At 73.8% G+C, this 20,838-nt stretch carries 16 protein-coding genes; 14 read left to right on the forward strand and 2 right to left on the reverse strand.

The window, feature by feature from the left end; genetic code table 11:
• Window positions 1-13: 13 nt before the first annotated feature.
• The 14 genes from hisI to ACWPWV_RS14995 all read left to right on the forward strand — a co-directional run bounded on the left by hisI (window position 14) and on the right by ACWPWV_RS14995 (window position 17,141).
• Window positions 14-475 carry a phosphoribosyl-AMP cyclohydrolase gene (gene hisI, locus ACWPWV_RS14930; protein WP_454043738.1) on the forward strand — a complete coding sequence of 154 codons (462 nt, stop codon included), beginning with the start codon at window positions 14-16 and terminating at the stop codon, window positions 473-475.
• Window positions 472-2,043: an anthranilate synthase component I gene (locus tag ACWPWV_RS14935; protein WP_454043739.1), complete on the forward strand. Its 1,572-nt coding sequence runs from the start codon at window positions 472-474 to the stop codon at window positions 2,041-2,043. Before hisI ends, ACWPWV_RS14935 begins: the two co-directional genes overlap by 4 nt.
• Entirely contained in the window at window positions 2,040-2,717 is a 678-nt protein-coding gene (locus tag ACWPWV_RS14940) for a Trp biosynthesis-associated membrane protein (protein WP_454043740.1), read from the forward strand. Before ACWPWV_RS14935 ends, ACWPWV_RS14940 begins: the two co-directional genes overlap by 4 nt.
• 112 nt (window positions 2,718-2,829) lie before the next feature.
• On the forward strand, window positions 2,830-3,081 hold the full coding sequence (locus ACWPWV_RS14945) for an HGxxPAAW family protein (protein ID WP_454043741.1): 252 nt from the start codon (window positions 2,830-2,832) through the stop codon (window positions 3,079-3,081).
• Entirely contained in the window at window positions 3,078-3,509 is a 432-nt protein-coding gene (locus tag ACWPWV_RS14950; RefSeq protein ID WP_454043742.1) for a DUF4190 domain-containing protein, read from the forward strand. Before ACWPWV_RS14945 ends, ACWPWV_RS14950 begins: the two co-directional genes overlap by 4 nt.
• 137 nt (window positions 3,510-3,646) lie before the next feature.
• Window positions 3,647-4,024, forward strand: coding sequence for a DUF2752 domain-containing protein (locus tag ACWPWV_RS14955; RefSeq protein WP_454043743.1), 378 nt, complete (start codon window positions 3,647-3,649; stop codon window positions 4,022-4,024).
• A gap of 169 nt (window positions 4,025-4,193) precedes the next feature.
• Entirely contained in the window at window positions 4,194-5,006 is an 813-nt protein-coding gene (trpC, locus tag ACWPWV_RS14960; protein ID WP_454043744.1) for an indole-3-glycerol phosphate synthase TrpC, read from the forward strand.
• A gap of 128 nt (window positions 5,007-5,134) precedes the next feature.
• Entirely contained in the window at window positions 5,135-6,415 is a 1,281-nt protein-coding gene (gene trpB / locus ACWPWV_RS14965; RefSeq protein WP_454044553.1) for a tryptophan synthase subunit beta, read from the forward strand.
• A gap of 5 nt (window positions 6,416-6,420) precedes the next feature.
• A complete protein-coding gene (gene trpA / locus ACWPWV_RS14970; protein WP_454044554.1) occupies window positions 6,421-7,341 on the forward strand; it encodes a tryptophan synthase subunit alpha in 921 nt (306 codons plus the stop codon).
• Complete coding sequence (gene lgt / locus ACWPWV_RS14975; protein ID WP_454043745.1) at window positions 7,338-8,360, forward strand: prolipoprotein diacylglyceryl transferase; 1,023 nt, start codon at window positions 7,338-7,340, stop codon at window positions 8,358-8,360. The genes trpA and lgt overlap by 4 nt, the downstream gene beginning before the upstream one ends.
• 139 nt (window positions 8,361-8,499) lie before the next feature.
• Window positions 8,500-13,083 (forward strand): glutamate synthase large subunit, encoded by a 4,584-nt coding sequence (gltB, locus tag ACWPWV_RS14980; RefSeq protein ID WP_454043746.1) that lies wholly within the window; start codon window positions 8,500-8,502, stop codon window positions 13,081-13,083.
• Window positions 13,076-14,542, forward strand: a complete 1,467-nt coding sequence (locus tag ACWPWV_RS14985) for a glutamate synthase subunit beta (protein ID WP_454043747.1) — start codon at window positions 13,076-13,078, stop codon at window positions 14,540-14,542. Before gltB ends, ACWPWV_RS14985 begins: the two co-directional genes overlap by 8 nt.
• A 110-nt stretch (window positions 14,543-14,652) precedes the next feature.
• Window positions 14,653-16,083 (forward strand): pyruvate kinase, encoded by a 1,431-nt coding sequence (pyk, locus tag ACWPWV_RS14990; RefSeq protein WP_454043748.1) that lies wholly within the window; start codon window positions 14,653-14,655, stop codon window positions 16,081-16,083.
• Between the two features lie 167 nt (window positions 16,084-16,250).
• Complete coding sequence (locus ACWPWV_RS14995; RefSeq protein WP_454043749.1) at window positions 16,251-17,141, forward strand: nucleotidyltransferase domain-containing protein; 891 nt, start codon at window positions 16,251-16,253, stop codon at window positions 17,139-17,141.
• Here ACWPWV_RS14995 and ACWPWV_RS15000 read toward each other — a convergent pair.
• Window positions 17,113-18,438: a glycosyltransferase gene (locus ACWPWV_RS15000; protein WP_454043750.1), complete on the reverse strand. Its 1,326-nt coding sequence runs from the start codon at window positions 18,436-18,438 to the stop codon at window positions 17,113-17,115. The genes ACWPWV_RS14995 and ACWPWV_RS15000 overlap by 29 nt on opposite strands.
• Window positions 18,435-20,684 (reverse strand): glycoside hydrolase domain-containing protein, encoded by a 2,250-nt coding sequence (locus tag ACWPWV_RS15005; RefSeq protein ID WP_454043751.1) that lies wholly within the window; start codon window positions 20,682-20,684, stop codon window positions 18,435-18,437. The genes ACWPWV_RS15000 and ACWPWV_RS15005 overlap by 4 nt, the downstream gene beginning before the upstream one ends.
• Window positions 20,685-20,838 lie beyond the last annotated feature (154 nt).

Consider the following 20,838-nt stretch of genomic DNA (forward strand, 5'->3'; position numbering starts at 1 on the left):
GCAGGATTCTCGGGTGCCCGACGACACGCGCGTCCCCGCGCCGACCACGTCCCTCGACCCCGACGTCGCGGCGCGCCTCACGCGCGACGACGCCGGCCTCGTCGCCGCGATCGTCCAGCAGCACGACACCGGCGAGGTGCTCATGCTCGGCTGGATGGACGACGAGGCGCTGCACCGCACGCTCACGAGCGGCCGCGTGACGTTCTGGAGCCGGTCGCGCCAGGAGTACTGGCGCAAGGGCGACACGTCCGGGCACGTGCAGGTCGTGCGCTCGGTCGCGCTCGACTGCGACGGTGACGCGCTGCTCGTGCGCGTCCACCAGGTCGGCGCGGCGTGCCACACCGGCACGCGGACGTGCTTCGAGGCCGGTGGAGACCTCGGCGCGGTCGTCGGAGAGCTTCCCGACCCGGCCCCCGAGACCCTTCCCGGCGCCACGTCCGGTCCCGCGACCGACCCCGAGGAGGAGAACCAGTGAACGCGACCGCGCAGGCCGAGCCCGTCACCGTCCCCGCAGGCGGACCGGCGTGGGGCGAGACGTGGCCCGCCGCCGAGGGCTTCCGTGCCCTGGCGGCCGGGCGCCGCGTCGTGCCGGTGGTCCGTCGCCTCCTGGCCGACGACGTCACGCCCGTCGGGCTGTACCGCACCCTCGCGCAGGGCCGGCCGGGCACCTTCGTGCTCGAGTCCGCCGAGTCGGACGGCACGTGGGGCCGCTGGTCCTTCGTCGGTGCCGCGTCGCGCGCGACGCTGACGGCGCGCGACGGCCGGGCCGTCTGGTCCGGCGACGTGCCGGTGGGCATCCCGACCGACGGCGACGTCGTCGAGGTCCTCGACGCGACGCTCGAGGCCCTGCGCACGCCGCCGGTCGAGGGCCTCCCGCCGCTCACCGGCGGCCTCGCGGGCGCGATCGGCTGGGACGTCATCCGGCACTGGGAGCCCACGCTGCCCGCCGCGGCACCCGACGAGCTCGGGGTCCCCGAGCTGACGCTGTGCCTCGCGACCGACGTCGCCGCGGTCGACCACCGCGAGGGCAGCGTGTGGCTCGTCGCGAACGCGATCAACTTCGACGACACCGACGAGCGCGTCGACGAGGCCTACGCGGACGCCGTCGCGCGGCTCGACGCGATGCAGGCGCGGCTCGTGTCCGGCGGCTCGCACGTCGTGTCGGTCGGCGCGGACGTGCCCGAGCCCGAGCTGGAGTTCCGCTCGACGCGCGAGGAGTTCGAGGCGTCGGTCGTCGCGGGCAAGGACGCGATCCGCGAGGGCGAGGTGTTCCAGGTCGTGCTGTCGCAGCGGCTCGACCTCGACTGCCCGGCGGAGCCGCTCGACGTTTACCGGGCGCTGCGGACCATCAACCCCAGCCCGTACATGTACTACTTCCAGCTCACCGACCCCGACGGCCGGGACTTCGCCGTCGTGGGGTCGAGCCCGGAGACGCTCGTCAAGGTGACCGCGGGTCGCGTCGTGACCTTCCCGATCGCCGGCTCGCGCCCGCGTGGCGCGACGCCCGAGGAGGACGTGGCGCTCGGCGAGGAGCTCCTCGAGGACCCGAAGGAGCGCGCCGAGCACATCATGCTCGTCGACCTGTCGCGCAACGACCTCGTCAAGGTCTGCGAGCCGACGTCCGTGGAGGTCGTCGAGTTCATGGCGACCAAGCGGTTCAGCCACATCATGCACCTGTGCTCGACCGTCGTGGGCACCCTGCGCGACGGCGCGACGGCGCTCGACGCGTTCCGCGCGACGTTCCCCGCCGGCACGCTCTCGGGTGCACCCAAGCCGCGAGCCATCGCCCTGATCGACGAGCTGGAGCCCGCGCGCCGCGGGATCTACGGCGGCACGGCCGGGTACTTCGACTTCGCGGGCGACATGGACATGGCGATCGCGATCCGCACCGCGCTCATCCGCGACGGCCGTGCGAGCGTCCAGGCCGGGGGCGGGATCGTGGCCGACTCGGTCCCCGCGCTCGAGTACGCGGAGTCGCGGAACAAGGCCGCGGCCGCCGTCCGGGCGGTCCAGGTCGCGGCGCGGCTGCGAGGACTGCGATGAGTCCGGCGACGGGTGCCGGCGCGCGGGCGCCGTCGCGTCGCGCGTCGATCTGGCTCCTCCTGCTCCTGGGCGGGGCCACCCTGGCCGCGTCGGCCGTCACGTGGTCCACGACGACGGGGGCGACCGCTCTCGATCCCGTCGTGGAGGTCTCCGTGAGCGGGACGACCGCGGCCCCCGGCGTCGGAGCGGCCGCGCTCGTCCTCGTGGCCGCCGGCCTCGCGCTCGGTCTCGTCGGTCGTGTCGGCCGGTGGGTCGTGCTCGCCGTCGCCGCGGCGAGCGGGGCCGTCACCACGGCCGCGGCGCTCGGCGTCGCGCTCGACCCGGAGCCGAGCGCGCGGTCCGCCGTCGCGGAGGCGACCGGGGTCACCGAGCTCACGTCGGCCGTCTCGCTCACGGCGGCGCCGTGGGTCGCCGCCGCGCTGGGCGTGCTGACCGTCGTGGCCGTGGTGTGGGTCGCCGTCGGGTCCAGGGGCTGGCAACGGGCCTCGACGCGGCACGAGCGCGACGGTGCCGCCGCCGCAGCAGTGCAGGTGCCGGGCGAGGCCGGGGCGGCGACCGCCCCGGAGGCGCCCGCAGGGACCGGTGCCACGGCGACGACACCGCAGGACGACGACCTCACCGACCACGACGCCTGGGACGCGCTGTCCCGGGGCGAGGACCCCACCGACCGCTGACCCCTTCCCCCGACCCCACCTGACCTGACCCGGCCGACGGCCCGCCGCACGCGCGGCTCCGAGGACGGTTCCGATAGTCTGGCTGCACATCTTGACGAAAGGCACGACCCCCATGGCCGAGAACCAGAAGACGACCGAGATCGCCTACCTGCCGCCCGCGGCGCCGCCCACGAACCACGGACACACCGTCGCGGCGTGGACCACGATGATCGGCATCATGCTCGGCGCGCTCGTCGCCGCGATCGGCGTCGTCGTCGCAGCCGTCTGGCTGTTCTGGGTCGGCATGGGCGTCGTCGCGCTGAGCCTCGTCGCGGGCGTCGTGCTCCGCAACATGGGGTACGGGCAGAAGTCCGTCTCCCGGTGACCCAGCCGCCGGTCAGCGGACCGCCGGAGGGCGAGCGCCCTCCGGCGTCGCCGTACCCCGGCGCTGCCCCGAACCCGGTCGCTGCTCCGAACCCGGGCGCTGCTCCGTACCCCGGACCCGCCCCGTACGGATCCGGCCCGTACCCGCCGGTCCTGCCGCAGAACGGCCTCGCGGTGTGGTCGCTCGTCCTCGGCATCGCGTCGTTCGTCCTGAGCTGCGGGTTCCTGACGGGTATCCCCGCGATCGTCCTCGGCACGCAGGCCAGGCGCGCGGTGGCGAGCGGCCAGGCCGACAACGGCGGGCTGGCCACCGCGGGGATCGTGCTCGGCTGGATCTCGGTCGCGCTGTCCGTCGTGGCGATCGCCCTGGCCGCCGTCCTGTTCCCCGCGCTGCTCGTGTGGGTCGGGTCGATCCCGGACCAGCAGTGACCGCGCCGTCGTCCCGCGGATCCGCGGCCGTCCCTGCGGTCGGCCGGCCCGGGTCAGGGCGCGCCTCGGAGCCCGCACCCACGCCCGCACCGACGCCCGCGCGCCGGGCTCGCGGTCCGCGCGGCGCGGTCGCCCCGATGGCGACCGGAGCCGTGGTCGCGGCCGCGGTCGCCTACGTCGGGCTCGTCGACCCGAACCGTCCCGGCCACTTCCTCACGTGCCCGCTGCTGGCGCTGACGGGACTCGCGTGCCCGGGGTGCGGCGGACTGCGCGCGACGCACGACCTGGTCCACCTCGACCTGGCCGGCGCGTGGGGGATGAACCCCCTGTGGGTGCTCGTCGCGCCGCTGCTGGTGGCCCTGTGGGGCGTGTGGCTCGTCCGGTCCTGGCGCGGCCGGTCCGGCCCAACGCTCTCGCCCGCCGTGGCGTGGGCGGGCCTCGTCGTGCTCGTCGCGTTCGGCGTCCTGCGCAACGTCCCCGGGCTCGTCGAGTGGCTCGGACCCGTTCCCTCCTGAGGGCTCCGGCGCCCGTCTCGGGGGGTGGGCCGTGGTCATCGTCACTCGGGCACGGCCCTACGATGGCAGATACCTCCGTGTCAACGGGCCGACTCGTACCTGTGGACGAGCCCGTTCCGGTCGACCGACGACGGAGGCCGAGGGGACGAGCACGGGGAGTGATGGGGCGATGACGGTACTCGACGACATCGTCGCCGGGGTGCGCGAGGATCTCGCGGCACGCCAGGCGACGACCTCGCTGGACGACCTCAAGGAACGCGCGTCACGCGTGCCCGGAGCGCTCGAGTGCGTGAGCCGGCTGAAGGCCGACCACGCGGTCGCCGTGATCGCCGAGGTGAAGCGCTCGAGCCCGAGCAAGGGTGCGCTCGCCTCGATCGCCGACCCGGCCGAGCTCGCCGGCGAGTACGAGAAGGGCGGCGCGTCCGCGATCTCCGTGCTCACCGAGGAGCGGCGGTTCAACGGCAGCCTCGCCGACCTCGACGCCGTGCGCGCCCGGGTCGACGTGCCCGTGCTGCGCAAGGACTTCGTCGTCACGCCGTACCAGGTGTGGGAGGCCCGTGCGCACGGCGCCGACCTCGTGCTCCTCATCGTCGCCGCGCTGGAGCAGACCGTCCTCACGTCCCTCGTGGAGCGGGTCCACTCGCTCGGCATGACGGCCCTCGTCGAGGTGCACTCGCTCGACGAGGTGGGGCGCGCGCTGGACGCCGGCGCCCGCGTCGTCGGCGTGAACGCGCGCGACCTCAAGACGCTCGACGTCGACCGCACGACCTTCGCGCGCCTCGCGCCCGCCATCCCCGACGACGTGGTCCGCGTCGCCGAGTCGGGCGTGCGCGGCCCGCACGACGTCATGGACTACGCGCGGTCCGGAGCGCACGCCGTGCTCGTCGGCGAGGCGCTCGTGACGGACGACGCCCCGCGCGCGTCGGTCGCGGACCTCGTGGCGGCCGGAGCGCACCCGTCGCTGTGGTCGGTGCGGCCCTGAGGCGTCGACCGTCCCCGACCGTCACGCAGCAGGTGCCGCGCCCCGGCCCCCACCCCGTCTCCCGCAGGAGGTCCGGCCCCGTGCCCGACTCGACACCCACCACCCCTGAGACCGCCGACACCGCCTCCGTGCGCGCCGAGCTCACCCGCTCGCTCGCGAACCACGAAGGTCCGTACTACGGCGCGTTCGGCGGACGCTTCGTCCCCGAGGCGCTCATCGCCGCTCTCGACGAGCTCGAGACCGAGTACCGCAAGGCGCTCGACGACCCCGCCTTCGTCAACGAGCTCGCCAGGCTCCAGCGCGAGTACACCGGACGTCCCAGCCCGCTCACGGAGGTGCCCCGGTTCGCCGCGCAGGTCGGCGGGGCACCGGGAGCGGTCCGGATGTTCCTCAAGCGCGAGGACCTCAACCACACGGGCTCGCACAAGATCAACAACGTGCTCGGCCAGGCCCTCCTCGTCAAGCGCATGGGCAAGACGCGCGTCATCGCGGAGACGGGGGCGGGCCAGCACGGCGTCGCGACGGCGACCGCCGCGGCGCTGATGGACCTCGAGTGCGTCGTCTACATGGGCGAGGAGGACACGCGGCGCCAGGCGCTGAACGTCGCGCGGATGCGGCTCCTCGGTGCCGAGGTCGTCCCCGTGACGATCGGGCAGCGCACCCTCAAGGACGCGATCAACGAGGCCCTGCGCGACTGGGTCGCGAACGTCGACTCCACGCACTACCTCCTGGGCACCGTGACGGGGCCGCACCCCTTCCCGGAGATGGTGCGCGAGTTCCACCGCGTCATCGGCGAGGAGGCGCGCACGCAGGTCCTCGACCGGGTCGGCCGGCTCCCGGACGCCGTCGCGGCGTGCGTCGGGGGCGGGTCCAACGCGCTCGGCATCTTCAACGCGTTCCTCGACGACGACGGCGTCGAGCTGTTCGGGTTCGAGGCGGGCGGCGAGGGCGTCGAGACGGGCCGCCACGCGGCCCGGTTCAGCGGCGGCGTCCCCGGTGTGCTGCACGGTGCTCGCTCGTCCCTCCTCCAGGACGAGGACGGCCAGACGCTGCCGAGCCACTCGGTGTCGGCGGGGCTCGACTACCCGAGCGTCGGCCCCGCGCACGCGTGGCTGCACGACCTCGGCCGGGCCACCTACCAGCCGGTGACGGACGCGGAGGCGATGGAGGCGTTCCGTCTCCTGTGCCGCACGGAGGGCATCATCCCGGCGATCGAGTCGGCGCACGCCCTCGCGGGCGCGCTGCGGCTCGGCCGCGACGCGGTCGACGCCGGCCGGGAGGACCACGTGATCCTCGTCAACCTCTCGGGCCGTGGGGACAAGGACGTGGCGACCGCCGCCCGGTGGTTCGACCTCGTCGACGACGACGCGATCGCCGAGACGGCGACGGGTACGGAGGGAGAGCTGTGAACGGCGTGCAGGAGGCCCCGGGCGCGGTGCCGACGGGGGTGCGACCGGGGGGCTCGCCCACCGGCGACCGCCTCGCGGCGCTGCGGGACGAGGGGCGGGCGGCGCTCGTCGGCTACCTCCCGGTCGGGTTCCCGACCGTGGACCGGTCGGTCGAGGCCGCGCTCGCGCTCGTCGACGCCGGTGTCGACGTCCTCGAGCTGGGCGTCCCGTACACCGACCCGGTGATGGACGGGCCGGTGATCCAGGCCGCGGCGCAGACGGCGCTCGACGCGGGGAGCCGCGTCGCGGACGTGTTCCGCGTCGTGGACGCCGTGACCACGCACACCCGCGGCGCGGTCCCCGTGCTCGTCATGACCTACTGGAACCCGGTCCTGCGCTACGGCGTCGAGGCGTTCGCGCGCGACCTCGCCGCGGCCGGCGGAGCGGGTCTCATCACGCCGGACCTCATCCCCGACGAGGGCAGGGAGTGGGTCGAGGCCGCGGACCGCCACGGCCTGGACCGCGTGTTCCTCGTCGCGCCGAGCTCGACGCCCGAGCGGCTGAGCCTGACCGTGCGCGCGTCGCGCGGGTTCGTGTACGCGGCGTCGACGATGGGTGTCACGGGGGAGCGGACGCAGGTCGGCCCTCGTGCCGAGCAGCTCGTGGCCGACACGCGCGCCGCGGGCGCGCCGTTCGTGTGCGTCGGCCTCGGCGTCTCGACGAGCGAGCAGGCCGCGGAGGTCGCGCGCTTCGCCGACGGCGTGATCGTCGGGTCGGCGTTCGTGCGCCCGCTGCTCACGGACGCTCCCTGGGAGGAGCGTCTCGCCACGCTCCGCGCGGTGGCGTCCTCGCTCGTCGACGGCGTCCGGGCGGCTCGCGGTCCCGCGCCCGACGACGGACCCGCGGACGCCAGGCCGGCCGCGAGCGCGGGCGAGGTGCTCGCATGAGCGCCGCCCTCGCCGTCGCGCAGGTCGTCGAGGCCGCGGGCGCGCTGCCCGCGGCGATCCCGAGCCCGCCGCAGCACACGTGGTACCTCGGGCCGTTCCCGGTCCGCGCCTACGCGCTCGCGATCCTCGCGGGCATCGTCGTCGCGCTGTGGCTCACCCGGCGACGCTGGGTCGAGCGCGGCGGCGACGCCGACGACGTGCTCGAGATCGCCTTCTGGGCCGTGCCGTTCGGGATCGTCGGCGGGCGGCTCTACCACGTCTTCTCGACGCCCGACCCGTACTGGGGACCGGGCGGCGACCCCGTCCGCGCGCTGTACGTGTGGGAGGGCGGCCTCGGGATCTGGGGGGCCGTCGCCCTGGGCGCCGTGGGCGCGTACATCGGCTGCCGCCGGCAGCGCGTGAGCTTCCCCGCGTTCGCCGACGCGCTCGCGCCCGGGCTGCTCCTCGCGCAGGCGGTCGGCCGGCTCGGCAACTGGTTCAACCAGGAGCTGTTCGGCTCCCCGACGACCCTGCCCTGGGGCCTGCGGGTCGACGACTCCGTGGCGGCCGCCGCGGGCTTCCCGCCGGGCACCCTGTTCCACCCGACGTTCCTGTACGAGATGGTCTGGAACATCGGCGCCGCCTTCCTCCTCATCTACCTGGACCGCCGGTTCCGGCTCGGTCATGGTCGGGTATTCTGGCTGTACGTCTTCGTCTACACGCTGGGTCGGGTGTGGATCGAGATGCTGCGCATCGACGAGGCCGAGCTCGTGATGGGTCTCCGGCTGAACGTCTGGACCTCGATCGTGGTCGGTGTCGGTGCGTTGATAGCGTTCGTCGTGGTCGGGCGCCGCCACCCCGGGCGTGAGGAGGACGTCTCGCTGGAGACGTCTCCCGAGGGACCGGCCGAGGCGGCGTCGTCCACGGAGTCGGAGGGGCCGGTCGAGCAGTCGACCGACGCCGCCGAGCACGAAGAGGACTCCGACGACTCGGAGGAGTCCGAACAGGCAGGTGCCGCGCGACCAGACCCAGGTCGCTGAGCGCCCGTCATTCACCGGCGAATCCGCCGGGCGACCGCCCGGTGGGTTCTGTCATGTCCGTAGGGCCGAAGACGTCCCGAATCCCCCCAGCTGGAACCAGCCCGGCCCTCGCGGCCGGGCGCCTGTGAGGACGGTGTTGATGACCACGCCGCAGCATCGGGACGCGCACCGGGCACCTGCCCTGTCCGTGCCTCCCACGGCTCTCGGTCTGTACGACCCCGCCGCCGAGCACGACGCGTGCGGTGTCGCCTTCGTGGCGACGCTGCGCGGCACGCCCGGACGCGACATCGTTGACGCGGGGCTCACCGCCCTGCTCAACCTCGACCACCGCGGCGCCGTCGGCGCCGAGGAGAACAGCGGCGACGGCGCCGGGATCCTCACGCAGATCCCCGACGCGTTCGTGCGCGACGTCGTCGACGCCGAGCTCCCGCCCGCGGGGCACTACGCGATCGGCATGGCGTTCCTCCCGCAGGACGCCGAGGCCGCAGCGGCCGCCGTCCGGGGGGTCGAGGCGATCGCGGCCGAGGAGAAGCTCGACGTCCTCGCCTGGCGCGACGTGCCGGTGACGGCCGACCTCGTCGGCCCGTCGGCGCGCGCCTCCATGCCCACGTTCCGTCAGGTCGTCGTCGCCGACCCGGCGCGCGAGCTCTCGGGCGTCGCCCTGGACCGCCGCACGTTCCGGCTGCGCAAGCGTGCCGAGAACGAGCTCGGCCTGTTCTTCGCCTCGCTGTCCGCACGCACGCTCACGTACAAGGGCATGCTGACCACGGCGCAGCTCGAGCCGTTCTTCCCGGACCTTTCCGACCCGCGCTACGCGAGCGAGATCGCGCTCGTGCACTCGCGCTTCTCCACGAACACCTTCCCGTCGTGGCCCCTGGCGCAGCCGTTCCGCATGATCGCCCACAACGGCGAGATCAACACGGTCCGCGGCAACCGCAACTGGATGGCCGCGCGCGAGGGCACGCTCGAGAGCGAGGCGCTCGGCGACCTCGCCCCGCTGCTGCCCGTGTGCTCCGACGGCTCGAGCGACTCGGCGAGCTTCGACGAGGTGCTCGAGCTCCTGCACCTGTCGGGCCGCCCGCTGCCGCACGCGGTCCTCATGATGATCCCGGAGGCGTGGGAGAACCACGCCGAGATGAACCCGGACCTGCGCGCCTTCTACGAGTACCACGCGGCCCTCATGGAGCCGTGGGACGGACCGGCCTGCCTGAACTTCACCGACGGCACGCTCATCGGCGCCGTCCTCGACCGCAACGGCCTGCGCCCGGGACGGTACTGGGTGACCGAGGACGGTCTCGTCGTGCTCGCGAGCGAGGCGGGCGTGCTCGACCTCGACCCGGCGACGATCGTGCGCAAGGGCCGCCTCGAGCCGGGGCGCATGTTCCTCGTCGACACGGGCCAGGGACGGATCATCGAGGACGAGGAGATCAAGTCGCAGCTCGCCGCGCAGCGTCCGTACGCGCAGTGGGTCGCCGACAACTCGGTCTACCTCGACCAGCTCCCCGAGCGCGAGCACGTCGCGCACAGCCCCGCGTCGGTGCAGCGCCGCCAGCGCGCCTTCGGCTACACGGAGGAGGAGCTCAGGATCATCCTCACGCCGATGGGCAACACGGGCGCCGAGCCGCTCGGCGCGATGGGCACCGACACGCCGGTCGCGGTGCTCTCGCAGCGCCCGCGCCTGCTGTTCGACTACTTCACGCAGATGTTCGCCCAGGTGACGAACCCGCCGCTGGACGCGATCCGCGAGGAGCTCGTGACGTCGATCGGCGGCGCGATCGGTCCCGAGCCGAACCTGCTCGTCGACACGCCGGAGCACGCGCGCAAGCTCGTGCTGCCGTTCCCCGTGCTCGACAACGACCAGCTCGCCAAGATCATCCGCGTCGACAAGGACCCGAACCTCGCCGGGATCTTCCGCGCCGTCACGGTCCGTGGCCTGTACCGCGTCGCCGGCGGGGGAGAGGCGCTCCTCGAGCGGCTCGAGGAGATCTTCACCGAGGTCGACGCGCACGTCGAGGCCGGCGCGAGCTTCATCGTGCTGTCCGACCGCGACTCCGACTCCGACCTCGCGCCGATCCCGTCGCTGCTCCTCTCGAGCGCCGTGCACCACCACCTCCTGCGCCGGCACACCCGCACCCAGGTGTCGCTCGTCGTCGAGGCGGGCGACGTGCGCGAGACGCACCACGTCGCGCTCCTCATCGGGTACGGCGCGGCCGCGGTCAACCCGTACCTCGCGATGGAGACGGTCGAGGACCTCGCGCGCCGCGGCTACCTCGCGGTGGACCCCGAGAAGGCCGTCGCGAACCTCATCAAGGCGCTCGGCAAGGGCGTGCTCAAGGTCATGAGCAAGATGGGCATCTCGACCATCTCCTCGTACCGCGGCGCCCAGGTGTTCGAGGCCGTCGGCCTCTCGCACGACCTCGTGCGCGACTACTTCGCGGGCACGACCTCGCGGCTCGGCGGCATCGGGCTCGACGTCGTCGCCGCCGAGGTCGCGGCCCGGCACGCGGAGGCCTACCCGGCGTCGGGCAACCACCAGGCGCACGTGCGCCTGACCACCGGTGGCGAGTACCAGTGGCGCCGCGACGGCGAGGAGCACCTCTTCGACCCGGAGACGGTCTTCCGCCTGCAGCACTCGACGCGCGAGCGCCGGTTCGACGTCTTCCGCGAGTACACGCACCGGGTCGACGAGCAGTCGTCGCGGCTCATGACGCTGCGCGGGCTGCTCGCGCTGCGCGAGGGCGAGCGCCCCGCGGTGCCGCTCGACGAGGTCGAGCCGGTGAGCGAGATCGTCAAGCGCTTCAACACGGGCGCGATGTCCTACGGGTCGATCTCGGCCGAGGCGCACGAGACCCTCGCGATCGCGATGAACCGTCTCGGCGGCCGGTCCAACACCGGCGAGGGCGGCGAGGACCCGGAGCGCCTGTACGACCCGGAGCGCCGCTCCAAGGTCAAGCAGATCGCGTCGGGCCGGTTCGGCGTCACGAGCGAGTACCTGACGAACGCCGACGACATCCAGATCAAGCTCGCCCAGGGCGCCAAGCCCGGCGAGGGCGGTCAGCTCCCGGGGCACAAGGTGTACCCGTGGGTCGCGAGGACCCGGCACTCGACGCCGGGCGTCGGCCTCATCTCGCCGCCGCCGCACCACGACATCTACTCGATCGAGGACCTCGCGCAGCTCATCCACGACGCGAAGAACGCGAACCCGGCCGCGCGGATCCACGTCAAGCTCGTCTCCGAGTTCGGCGTCGGGACCGTCGCGACGGGAGTGTCCAAGGCGCACGCGGACGTCGTGCTCATCTCCGGGCACGACGGCGGCACGGGCGCGAGCCCGCTGACCTCGCTCAAGCACGCCGGCACGCCGTGGGAGATCGGCCTGGCCGAGACCCAGCAGACGCTCGTGCTCAACAACCTGCGCGACCGGATCGTCGTGCAGGTCGACGGGCAGATGAAGACCGGGCGCGACGTCGTCGTGGCCGCTCTGCTCGGGGCCGAGGAGTTCGGCTTCGCGACCGCCCCGATGGTCGTCTCGGGCTGCGTCATGATGCGCGTGTGCCACCTCGACACGTGCCCGGTGGGCGTCGCGACCCAGAACCCCGAGCTGCGCGCACGCTTCACGGGCAAGCCCGAGTTCGTCGTGAACTTCTTCGAGTTCATCGCCGAGGAGGTGCGCGAGTACCTCGCGCGCCTGGGCTTCCGCAGCATCGAGGAGGCCGTGGGGCACGTCGAGTACCTCGACACCCGCAAGGCCGTCGACCACTGGAAGGCGCAGGGCCTGGACCTCGGTCCGGTGCTCGAGCGGCCGGTGCCGGTCGAGGGCTCGTCGCTGCGCAACACGACGACGCAGGACCACGGCCTCGACAAGGCGCTCGACAACCAGCTCATCGCCCTCGCGGCCGACGCGCTCGAGCGCCAGGAGCCGGTGCGGATCTCGCTGTCGGTGCGCAACGTCAACCGCACCGTCGGGACGATGCTGGGCCACGAGGTGACCCGGCGCTACCACGGCGAGGGCCTGCCCGACGACACGATCGACGTGACCCTCACGGGCTCCGCCGGCCAGTCCCTCGGCGCGTTCCTGCCGCGCGGCGTCACGCTGCGCCTGTTCGGCGACGCGAACGACTACGTCGGCAAGGGCCTGTCGGGCGGGCGCATCGTCGTGCGGCCCGACCGCAACGCGGTCCTCACCGGGTCGAGCAACGTCGTCGCGGGCAACGTCATCGGCTACGGCGCGACGTCCGGCGAGATCTTCCTGCGCGGGCGTGTCGGCGAGCGGTTCGGCGTGCGCAACTCGGGCGCGACGCTCGTCGTCGAGGGCGTGGGCGACCACGGCTGCGAGTACATGACGGGCGGCACCGTGCTGGTGCTCGGGCCGACCGGGCGGAACTTCGGCGCGGGCATGTCCGGCGGCACCGCGTACGTCCTCGACCTGCGGGAGGCGGCGCTCAACACGAGCGCCCTCGCCACCGGAGAGCTGGGTCTCGGACCGCTCGAGGACGCCGAGGTCGAGCTCGTCGAGCAGCTCGTGCGCCGGCACCAGGAGGAGACCGGGTCGATGCTCGCGGCCGAGCTCCTCGCCGACTTCCCCGCGGCGGTCCAGCGGTTCACCCGCGTGCTGCCGACCGACTTCGCGCGCATGCGCTCCGCCCTCGAGAAGGCCGAGTCCTCGGGTCTCGACCCGGCGGCCCCGGGCGTGTGGGACCAGATTCTGGAGGTGGCCCGTGGCTGACCCCCGTGGCTTTCTGAAGGTGCGGGAGCGCGAGCTCCCGCCGAACCGGCCCGTCGCCGTGCGGCTGCGGGACTGGAAGGACGTGCACGCCCACCTCGAGGAGGGGCAGGTCTTCCTCAAGGAGCAGGCCGGCCGCTGCATGGACTGCGGCATCCCGTTCTGCCACCAGGGCTGCCCGCTCGGGAACCTCATCCCCGAGTGGAACGACCTCGTCTACCGCGAGCAGTGGGCCGACGCGATCGACCGCCTCCACGAGACGAACAACTTCCCCGAGTTCACCGGTCGCGTGTGCCCGGCGCCGTGCGAGTCGAGCTGCGTGCTCGGCATCAACCAGCCGGCCGTGACGATCAAGAACGTCGAGGTCTCGATCATCGACGAGGCGTTCGCCCGGGGCTACGTCACGCCCCAGGTGCCGCAGCGCCTGACGGGCTCGACCGTCGCCGTCGTCGGGTCCGGCCCCGCGGGGCTCGCCGCCGCCCAGCAGCTCACGCGCGCCGGCCACACCGTCGCCGTGTACGAGCGGGACGACGCGATCGGCGGCCTGCTGCGGTACGGCATCCCCGACTTCAAGCTCGAGAAGGTCCACATCGACCGTCGGATCGCGCAGATGGAGGCCGAGGGCACGCGGTTCCGCCCCGGCGTCGAGATCGGCGTCGACATCACGTGGGACGAGCTGCGGGCCCGCTTCGACGCGGTCGTCGTCGCGACGGGCGCCACGGTGCCGCGCGACCTGACGATCCCCGGCCGCGAGCTCGACGGCGTCCACTTCGCGATGGAGTTCCTCCACCAGGCGAACGCGGTCGTCGCGGGGCGCGAGGTCCCCGACCAGATCACGGCGACGGGCAAGCACGTCATCGTCATCGGTGGCGGCGACACCGGTTCCGACTGCCTCGGGACCTCCCTGCGGCAGGGCGCGGCGAGCGTCACGACGCTCGCGATCGGCAAGCAGCCCCCGCTGGAGCGCGCGGCGAGCCAGCCGTGGCCGACCGACCCGATCCTCTTCGAGGTGTCGTCGTCGCACGAGGAGGGCGGCGAGCGCGAGTACCTCGCCTCGACCGTCGAGCTCCTCGGCGACGCCTCCGGGAAGGTCACGGCGCTGCGCGTCGCGGAGACCGAGTACCTGCCGGACGGCCGGCGCGTGCCGAAGGCCGGCACCGAGCGCGAGATCCCCGCAGACCTCGTGCTCGTCGCGATGGGGTTCACCGGACCGGAGACCGACACCCTCACGGGGCAGTCGGAGGCCGGTCTGACGGCTCGCGGGCTCGTGGCCCGCGACGACGACTTCGCGTCGACGCTCCCCGGCGTCTTCGTGGCGGGGGACGCCGGACGCGGTCAGTCGCTGATCGTGTGGGCGATCGCCGAGGGTCGGGCGGCGGCGGCATCCGTCGACGCCTACCTTCAGGGAGGGACGGAGCTGCCCGCGCCGGTACGCGCGAGCACCGTGTCCTTGCGCGCTTGACGTGCACCCGGCGTCGGATGTCCGGCGCCGGGACGATGAGCGGGGCATCCTGGGAGGGGCACCCCGCGACGACCGGCTCGCGGCCGGTCGGAGAACCAGAGGCTGGAGATATGCGCAGAGCAAAGATCGTCTGCACCATCGGACCCGCGACCGAGTCGAAGGAGCAGCTCAAGGCGCTCGTCGACGCCGGGATGGACGTGGCCCGGATCAACCGGAGCCACGGCAGCGCCGCGGAGCACGAGGCCGTCTACCACGGCGTCCGTGAGGCAGCGGCAGCGTCGGGCCGTTCCGTCGCCGTCCTCGTCGACCTCCAGGGGCCGAAGATCCGCCTCGGGCGTTTCGGCGGCGACGAGAAGCACTGGCTCGACGAGGGCGACACGTTCACCATCACGACCGAGGACGTCGTCGGCACCAAGGAGCTCGTCTCGACGACCCACAAGGGCCTGCCGGGCGACGCGCGCGTGGGCGACCCGATCCTCATCGACGACGGCAAGGTCCTCGTCCGGGTCACGGCGGTCGAGGGACCGCGTGTGGTGACGCGCGTCGAGGTGGCCGGCCCGGTGTCGAACAACAAGGGCCTGAACCTGCCGGGCGTCGCCGTCTCCGTGCCGGCCCTGTCGGAGAAGGACCGCGACGACCTGCGCTGGGCGCTGCGCCTCGGCGCCGACATCATCGCGCTGTCCTTCGTGCGCTCGGCCAAGGACTTCGACGACGTCAAGACGATCATGGACGAGGAGGGCCGCACGGTCCCCGTCGTCGCGAAGATCGAGAAGCCGCAGGCCGTCGACAACCTCGCCGAGATCGTCGACGCCTTCGACGGCGTCATGGTCGCGCGCGGCGACCTCGCCGTCGAGCTCCCGCTCGAGCAGGTCCCGCTCGTGCAGAAGCGCATCGTCGAGCTCGCGCGCCGCAACGCCAAGCCCGTCATCGTGGCCACGCAGGTGCTCGAGTCCATGACGAACTCGCCGCGCCCCACGCGCGCCGAGGCGTCCGACTGCGCCAACGCGGTGCTCGACGGCGCCGACGCGGTCATGCTGTCCGGCGAGACGAGCGTCGGGGAGTACCCGATCCTCACGGTCCAGACGATGGCCCGCATCATCGAGGCGACGGAGGAGGCCGGGCGCGAGCGCATCGCCCCCCTCGGCTCCACGCCGCACACCCGCGGTGGCGCCATCACGCGTGCCGCGGCGGAGATCGGCGAGATCCTCGGCGTCAAGTACCTCGTGACGTTCACGCAGTCGGGCGACTCCGCGCGCCGCATGTCGCGCCTGCGCTCGTCGATCCCGCTGCTTGCCTTCACGCCGCGCGAGCACGTGCGCAACGTCCTGTCGCTCTCGTGGGGCACCCAGACCTACCAGGTCCCCGAGGTCGAGAACACCGACGCGATGGTGGGCCAGGTCGACACGACGCTGCAGGCCAACGGCCTCGCCGAGGTCGGCGACCTGGTCGTCGTGGTGTCGGGCGCGCCGGTCGGCCAGCCCGGCACGACGAACTCGATCCTCGTGCACAAGATCGGCGACCACTCCGACACGCTGAAGTGACGCCGTCGCACCCGTGAGGGTGCGCACGACCCGACGCCCGGGTGGGCGCGCCGCACGGCGCACCCACCCGGGCGTCGTCGTCCCGCACTCTCGAGATGGCGGCGTGAGCGGTCGAGCTGGACGGAAACGGAGCGACAGCGACCCGGCGACGCCCCTACCCTCTCGGGATGCGCGCCGTGCCCGACTCCCTGGACCCCGAGGTCGTGCGTCGGGTCGACGCGCGGCTCGACGCCGTGGTGCGGGACGAGCGGGTCGCGATCCCGCTCGCCGTGGAGAGCGGGAGCCGGGCCTGGGGCTTCCCGTCGCCGGACTCCGACGACGACTGCCGGTTCCTGTACGTGCGGTCGCGCGCGGACTACCTCGACCCCTGGCCGCCGCGCGACGTCGTCGAGACGCCGCTCGACGCCGTGCTCGACGTCGACGGCTGGGACCTGCTCAAGGCCGTGCGCCTCATGGTGCGCGGGAACGCGACCGTGACCGAGTGGCTGCGGTCGCCGATCGTCTATCGCGGGGACGACGGATTCCGTACCGAGATGCTGCGGCTCGCGGAGCAGGTCGTGGAGCGTGACGCCCTGCGACGGCACTACCTGCACGTCGCGCTCGCCCAGGGGCGACGGCACGGGACCGGCCACGGCGGCGTGCAGGTCGCCGCGACCGGGCCGCGGTTGAAGACGTTCTTCTACGTCCTGCGTCCCGCTGCGGCCCTGCGGTGGCTGCGCGTGCACGACGGCGCGGTCGCGCCGCCGATCGACCTGCTCGCGCTCCTCGAGGAGTCGGACGCGCCCGGCGCCGTCGTCCGCGCTGCGACCGACCTCGTGGCGCGCAAGGCGGTCACGCGAGAGGCCGGGGCGGGACCGGCCCCCGGCATCCTCCTGGGGTTCGTCGAGGACGAGTTCGAGCGCGCCCGGACGGCGGTCGGAACGCGTGCGGACCGCGGGGCGGCGGACGGTGCCGCAGGGGACCGTGCGGGGGCGCGAGGGACCGCCGCCGCGGCGTTCCGCGGGCTCGTGGACCGGTACGCCCTGGACGTCACACGGCGGCCGGTTCCCACGGCGTGAGCCACGCCGGCGCGTCCGGGCTGAGGGCGAGCGCCCGGAGCATGCCGTCGAGGACGGCGGCGCGGTCGAACTGCAGCGCGTGGGCGCGCGCGGCCTCTCGCGCGCGCTCGCGCGCCGCCGGGTCGGCCGCCAGGATCTCGTCGAGGGCGCGGGCGATCGCCGCCGGGTCGGCGACCGGGACGATCGTCGCGTGGTCACCGACGGCCTCGCCGATGCCTCCGGTGTCCGTCGTCACGACCGGGCCCCCGCCGGCGAGCATCGACTCGGCGAGGGCGATGCCGAAGGTCTCGACGAACTCGGGCCGCGGCTTGCTCGGGAGCACGAACGCGGCGCTCGCCGCCATGAGGTGCGGCTTCTCGGCGTCGTCGACGTCGTCCAGGAACGTGATGCGGTCGGCGACCGTGCTCGCGGCGGCCTGCGCGCGCAGCTCCGCCTCCTGCGGGCCACGGCCCGCGACGACGAGCCGGTGCGTCGCGGCCGCACCGGAGCGCGCGAACCCCTCGATCAGGTCGTCGACGCCCTTCGCGGCGGCGAGCCGCGAGAGGAACAGCACGTAGCCGTCCGCGTGGAGCCCTCGTCGCGCGAGGACAGCGGCCGTCGTCGCCGGGTCGAGCTCCGTGTACGCGCTCGTGTCGATCGCCGGGTACGAGACCCGCACGCGCTCGCGGCACTGCGGGGCGAAGAAGGTCCCGTGCCGGTCGTCGATCTCCTGGGCGCACGCGACGATGAGGTCTCGCGTGTAGCGGGACACGGCGACGCACAGGTCGTTGGACAGGTAGTCGGCGAGCACGTGCGCGGCGGCGCCGAACCGCCCGGCCTCGACGCACGAGCGCACGACGTTCGTCACGTCCGAGCCGACGGCCTCCGCGACGGTCGCGACGTCGACCGGCAGACCGGTGCTGCGCGCGACGCGCACCGCGTCGGAGACCGCGGTCGTGTGCGGGCTGAGGTAGAGCGAGAGGCAGACCGTCGGGACGCCGTCGGTGAAGAGCTCGACGAGCCGACCCGTGAGCCCGGCGAGGTACCGGCCGTCGGGGACCTTGTAGTCGCCGACGGGCTCCGGCCGCTCGACGGTGATGCCCGGGCTGTAGGGCAGGACGGTGTCGAGCGGCTTGAGCGGCAGCCCGGCCTCGCGCAGCCGGTCGACCGGCCACGTGACGATCCGGACGTCGGTGAACCCTCGGTGGAGCGCGGCCTCCGCGAGGTTGCGCGCCTCTCCGGAGTGGCCGCAGATCACGGGGTCGGCGCGGACGACGATCACGAGTCGGCGGTCGCGGGTGGCGTCGGTGCGGTTCATGGCGTCTCCCGGGAGGGTGGGGTGGTGGTCGGGTGGGGCGGCGGGAAGGACGGGGGCCGGTCGGCGGGGGCCGTGCCCCACGCGGCCGGCTCCGGTCCGAGCTCGAGGAGGAGGCGCCCGCCGCGCCGGACGGCGCTCGCAGGCAGCCAGGTGCGGGGGAGCGGCCGCCCGTCGAGCCAGGCGGCGCGGACGTACTGCGGCGGCGTCGACGGTCCCGGCGGGCTGAACCCGGTGGTCTCGACCGTGAGGACGCCGCCCGGGACGCGCAGCCGGGACTCGGAGAAGGAGGGCGCGTTGACGAGGAAGAGCGCCTGCCCGGCGACGGGGAACAGGCCGAGCGACGCCCACACGTACCAGGAGCTCAGCCCGCCCGAGTCGTCGTTGCCGGGCAGTCCGCCGGGGCCGGTGCCGAACCGCTGGTGCACGGCCGCGTGCACGACCTCGGCGGTGCGGTCGGGGCGGCCCGCGTAGTGGTACGCCCACGGCGCCTCCATGTCGGGCTCGTTGTTGAGCCCCTCGAACCGGTCCAGCGCGTAGCCCGCCGCCATCTCCGCGGCCCCCGGTCGCTCTCCGGGCTGGACGACCGGCTCCGCGCCGTAGCCGAAGAACCGGTCGAGCAGCGCGACGAACGCGGCGTCTCCCCCCGCGAGCGCGATCCGTGCGGCCATGTCGTGCACGAGGCGGAACGAGTAGTTCCAGCGCCCGCCCTCGTAGAACGTGGAGTCGTGCAGCAGGCCCGTGGACGGGTCGAACGCGGTGACCCACCCGGCGGCGAGCCGGGCGAGCTCGTCCGAGAGCGCGACGTCGCCGACGCGCCGGGCGACGCGCTCCGTGCACCAGTACCCGAACGCCAGGTCGAGCGTGTGGCTGATCGGGTGGGCGACGCCGTGCAGGAGATAGTCCTCCCCGTACGTCCGGCGGAGGTCGTTGTGCATGTGGACCAGGGCCCAGTCCCAGTCCAGGCCCGGCACCTCGAGCGCGCACAGGTCGGCGAGGAACGTCTGGGCGAGCGCGCTGGCCTGGCGGGAGAACCGGTCCGCGCCGCGCGCCATCCGGTAGCCGATGGGGAAGTTGCCCTCCTCCTCGCAGATGTGCAGGAGCGCGGTCGCGAGCTCGACGGCGCGCTCCGGGAAGAACGTCGTGAGCAGCGGGAGCTGCGTGCGGTAGATGTCCCACATCGTGGAGACGTCGTACGCGAACGGCCCGTCGGTGGGCCAGAACGGGCTCTCGTCGGGCGCGAGGCACGGTTTGACGAGCGAGTGGTAGAGCGCGGTCGCGAAGACCGACCGGCGGTCGTCGTCGACGCCGTCGACCTCGACGCGACCGAGGTGCTCGCGCCACGCCCCGGCCGTGACCGTGCTCCGCTCCGCGAAGGACGTCGGGCCGGGCCCGCAGTCCGTGACGAGGTTCTCGTGGGCCCGCGCCGGCCCGCGCAGCGAGAAGCCGACGCGCAGCTCGACGACCTGGCCCGCGCTCGTCGGGCCCGCCCACACGAGGCCGAACGGTCGCAGGGTCGTCGGCCGGATGTCACCGAACTCCAGGCGCGTGCTGCCGGGCATGAGGCGCCGGTCGTACCAGAGCATCTGCCGCCAGCGGGGCGCGTCGCACTCGAGGTGCGCGGCGAGCGGGGCGCCCTCGACGACGATCTCGCCGTAGGCGGACCCCGGCCCGAGGGTCCCGAGGTGGGCGCGCAGCGGGACCGTGGCGCCGTAGGGGATGGCGAGGCCGCCGAGCGACAGGTCGACGACGATCCGCGCGTCGTGGTGCTCGGGGAAGGTGAAGCGGTGCACCGCGCTCTTGGGGCCCACCGTCACCTCGCACCGGACGCCGCTGTCCAGCGTCGCCGCGTAGGACCCGGGTGAGGCGACCTCGTCGTGGAGCCGCCACGTGCGCCCGAGCGCGTCGAGGGGCTCGAGCATCGGCGTGACGCGCAGGTAGTTGTAGTACTTGCGGATCGCCCCCGTGCCCGACTGCTGGAAGTGCGTCACGCCGGACGCCACGTGGTCGTCGACCAGGGGGACGGGCCGCCCCTCGGTGCTGATGTCGTACCGCCCGTACCCGGTGGGGTACGCGCCGGAGTAGGCGCACGCGGACACCATGCCGAGCGGGTGGCACGCGCCCGGGTGGGTGTTGCCCACCTGGGGCTTCGGCGCCCACCAGGTCGCCGCGAGGCCCGTCGGGGGCGGCAGGGCGGTGGCCTCCGTGCCGACGAAGGGGTCGACGAGGTCGAGCAGGCTGTCCGTCATGGCCCCCCTCTCGCGGCACCGCGGGTCTGCGCCGCGGTGCTGTGCGGACGTCGTGCTGCGACGGTACGACCGCGGTGTGTCGGGGGAGTTTCCGTCAGGTGACGCGGGTGCCGGTCCGGCGAGCGCCCACCGGCACCGCCGACCGGCACCCGAT

This window comes from Cellulosimicrobium sp. Marseille-Q8652, assembly GCF_965112045.1.

Bases quoted from the DNA above. Each gene is read 5' to 3' on its own strand.
- ACWPWV_RS15005 (WP_454043751.1), bottom strand. From the start codon at position 20,684: ATGACGGACAGCCTGCTCGACCTCGTCGACCCCTTCGTCGGCACGGAG.
- ACWPWV_RS14955 (WP_454043743.1), top strand. From the start codon at position 3,647: ATGGCGACCGGAGCCGTGGTCGCGGCCGCGGTCGCCTACGTCGGGCTC.
- gltB (WP_454043746.1), top strand. From the start codon at position 8,500: ATGACCACGCCGCAGCATCGGGACGCGCACCGGGCACCTGCCCTGTCC.
- ACWPWV_RS15000 (WP_454043750.1), bottom strand. From the start codon at position 18,438: ATGAACCGCACCGACGCCACCCGCGACCGCCGACTCGTGATCGTCGTC.
- pyk (WP_454043748.1), top strand. From the start codon at position 14,653: ATGCGCAGAGCAAAGATCGTCTGCACCATCGGACCCGCGACCGAGTCG.
- ACWPWV_RS14940 (WP_454043740.1), top strand. From the start codon at position 2,040: ATGAGTCCGGCGACGGGTGCCGGCGCGCGGGCGCCGTCGCGTCGCGCG.
- lgt (WP_454043745.1), top strand. From the start codon at position 7,338: ATGAGCGCCGCCCTCGCCGTCGCGCAGGTCGTCGAGGCCGCGGGCGCG.
- ACWPWV_RS14995 (WP_454043749.1), top strand. From the start codon at position 16,251: ATGCGCGCCGTGCCCGACTCCCTGGACCCCGAGGTCGTGCGTCGGGTC.
- ACWPWV_RS14945 (WP_454043741.1), top strand. From the start codon at position 2,830: ATGGCCGAGAACCAGAAGACGACCGAGATCGCCTACCTGCCGCCCGCG.
- trpC (WP_454043744.1), top strand. From the start codon at position 4,194: ATGACGGTACTCGACGACATCGTCGCCGGGGTGCGCGAGGATCTCGCG.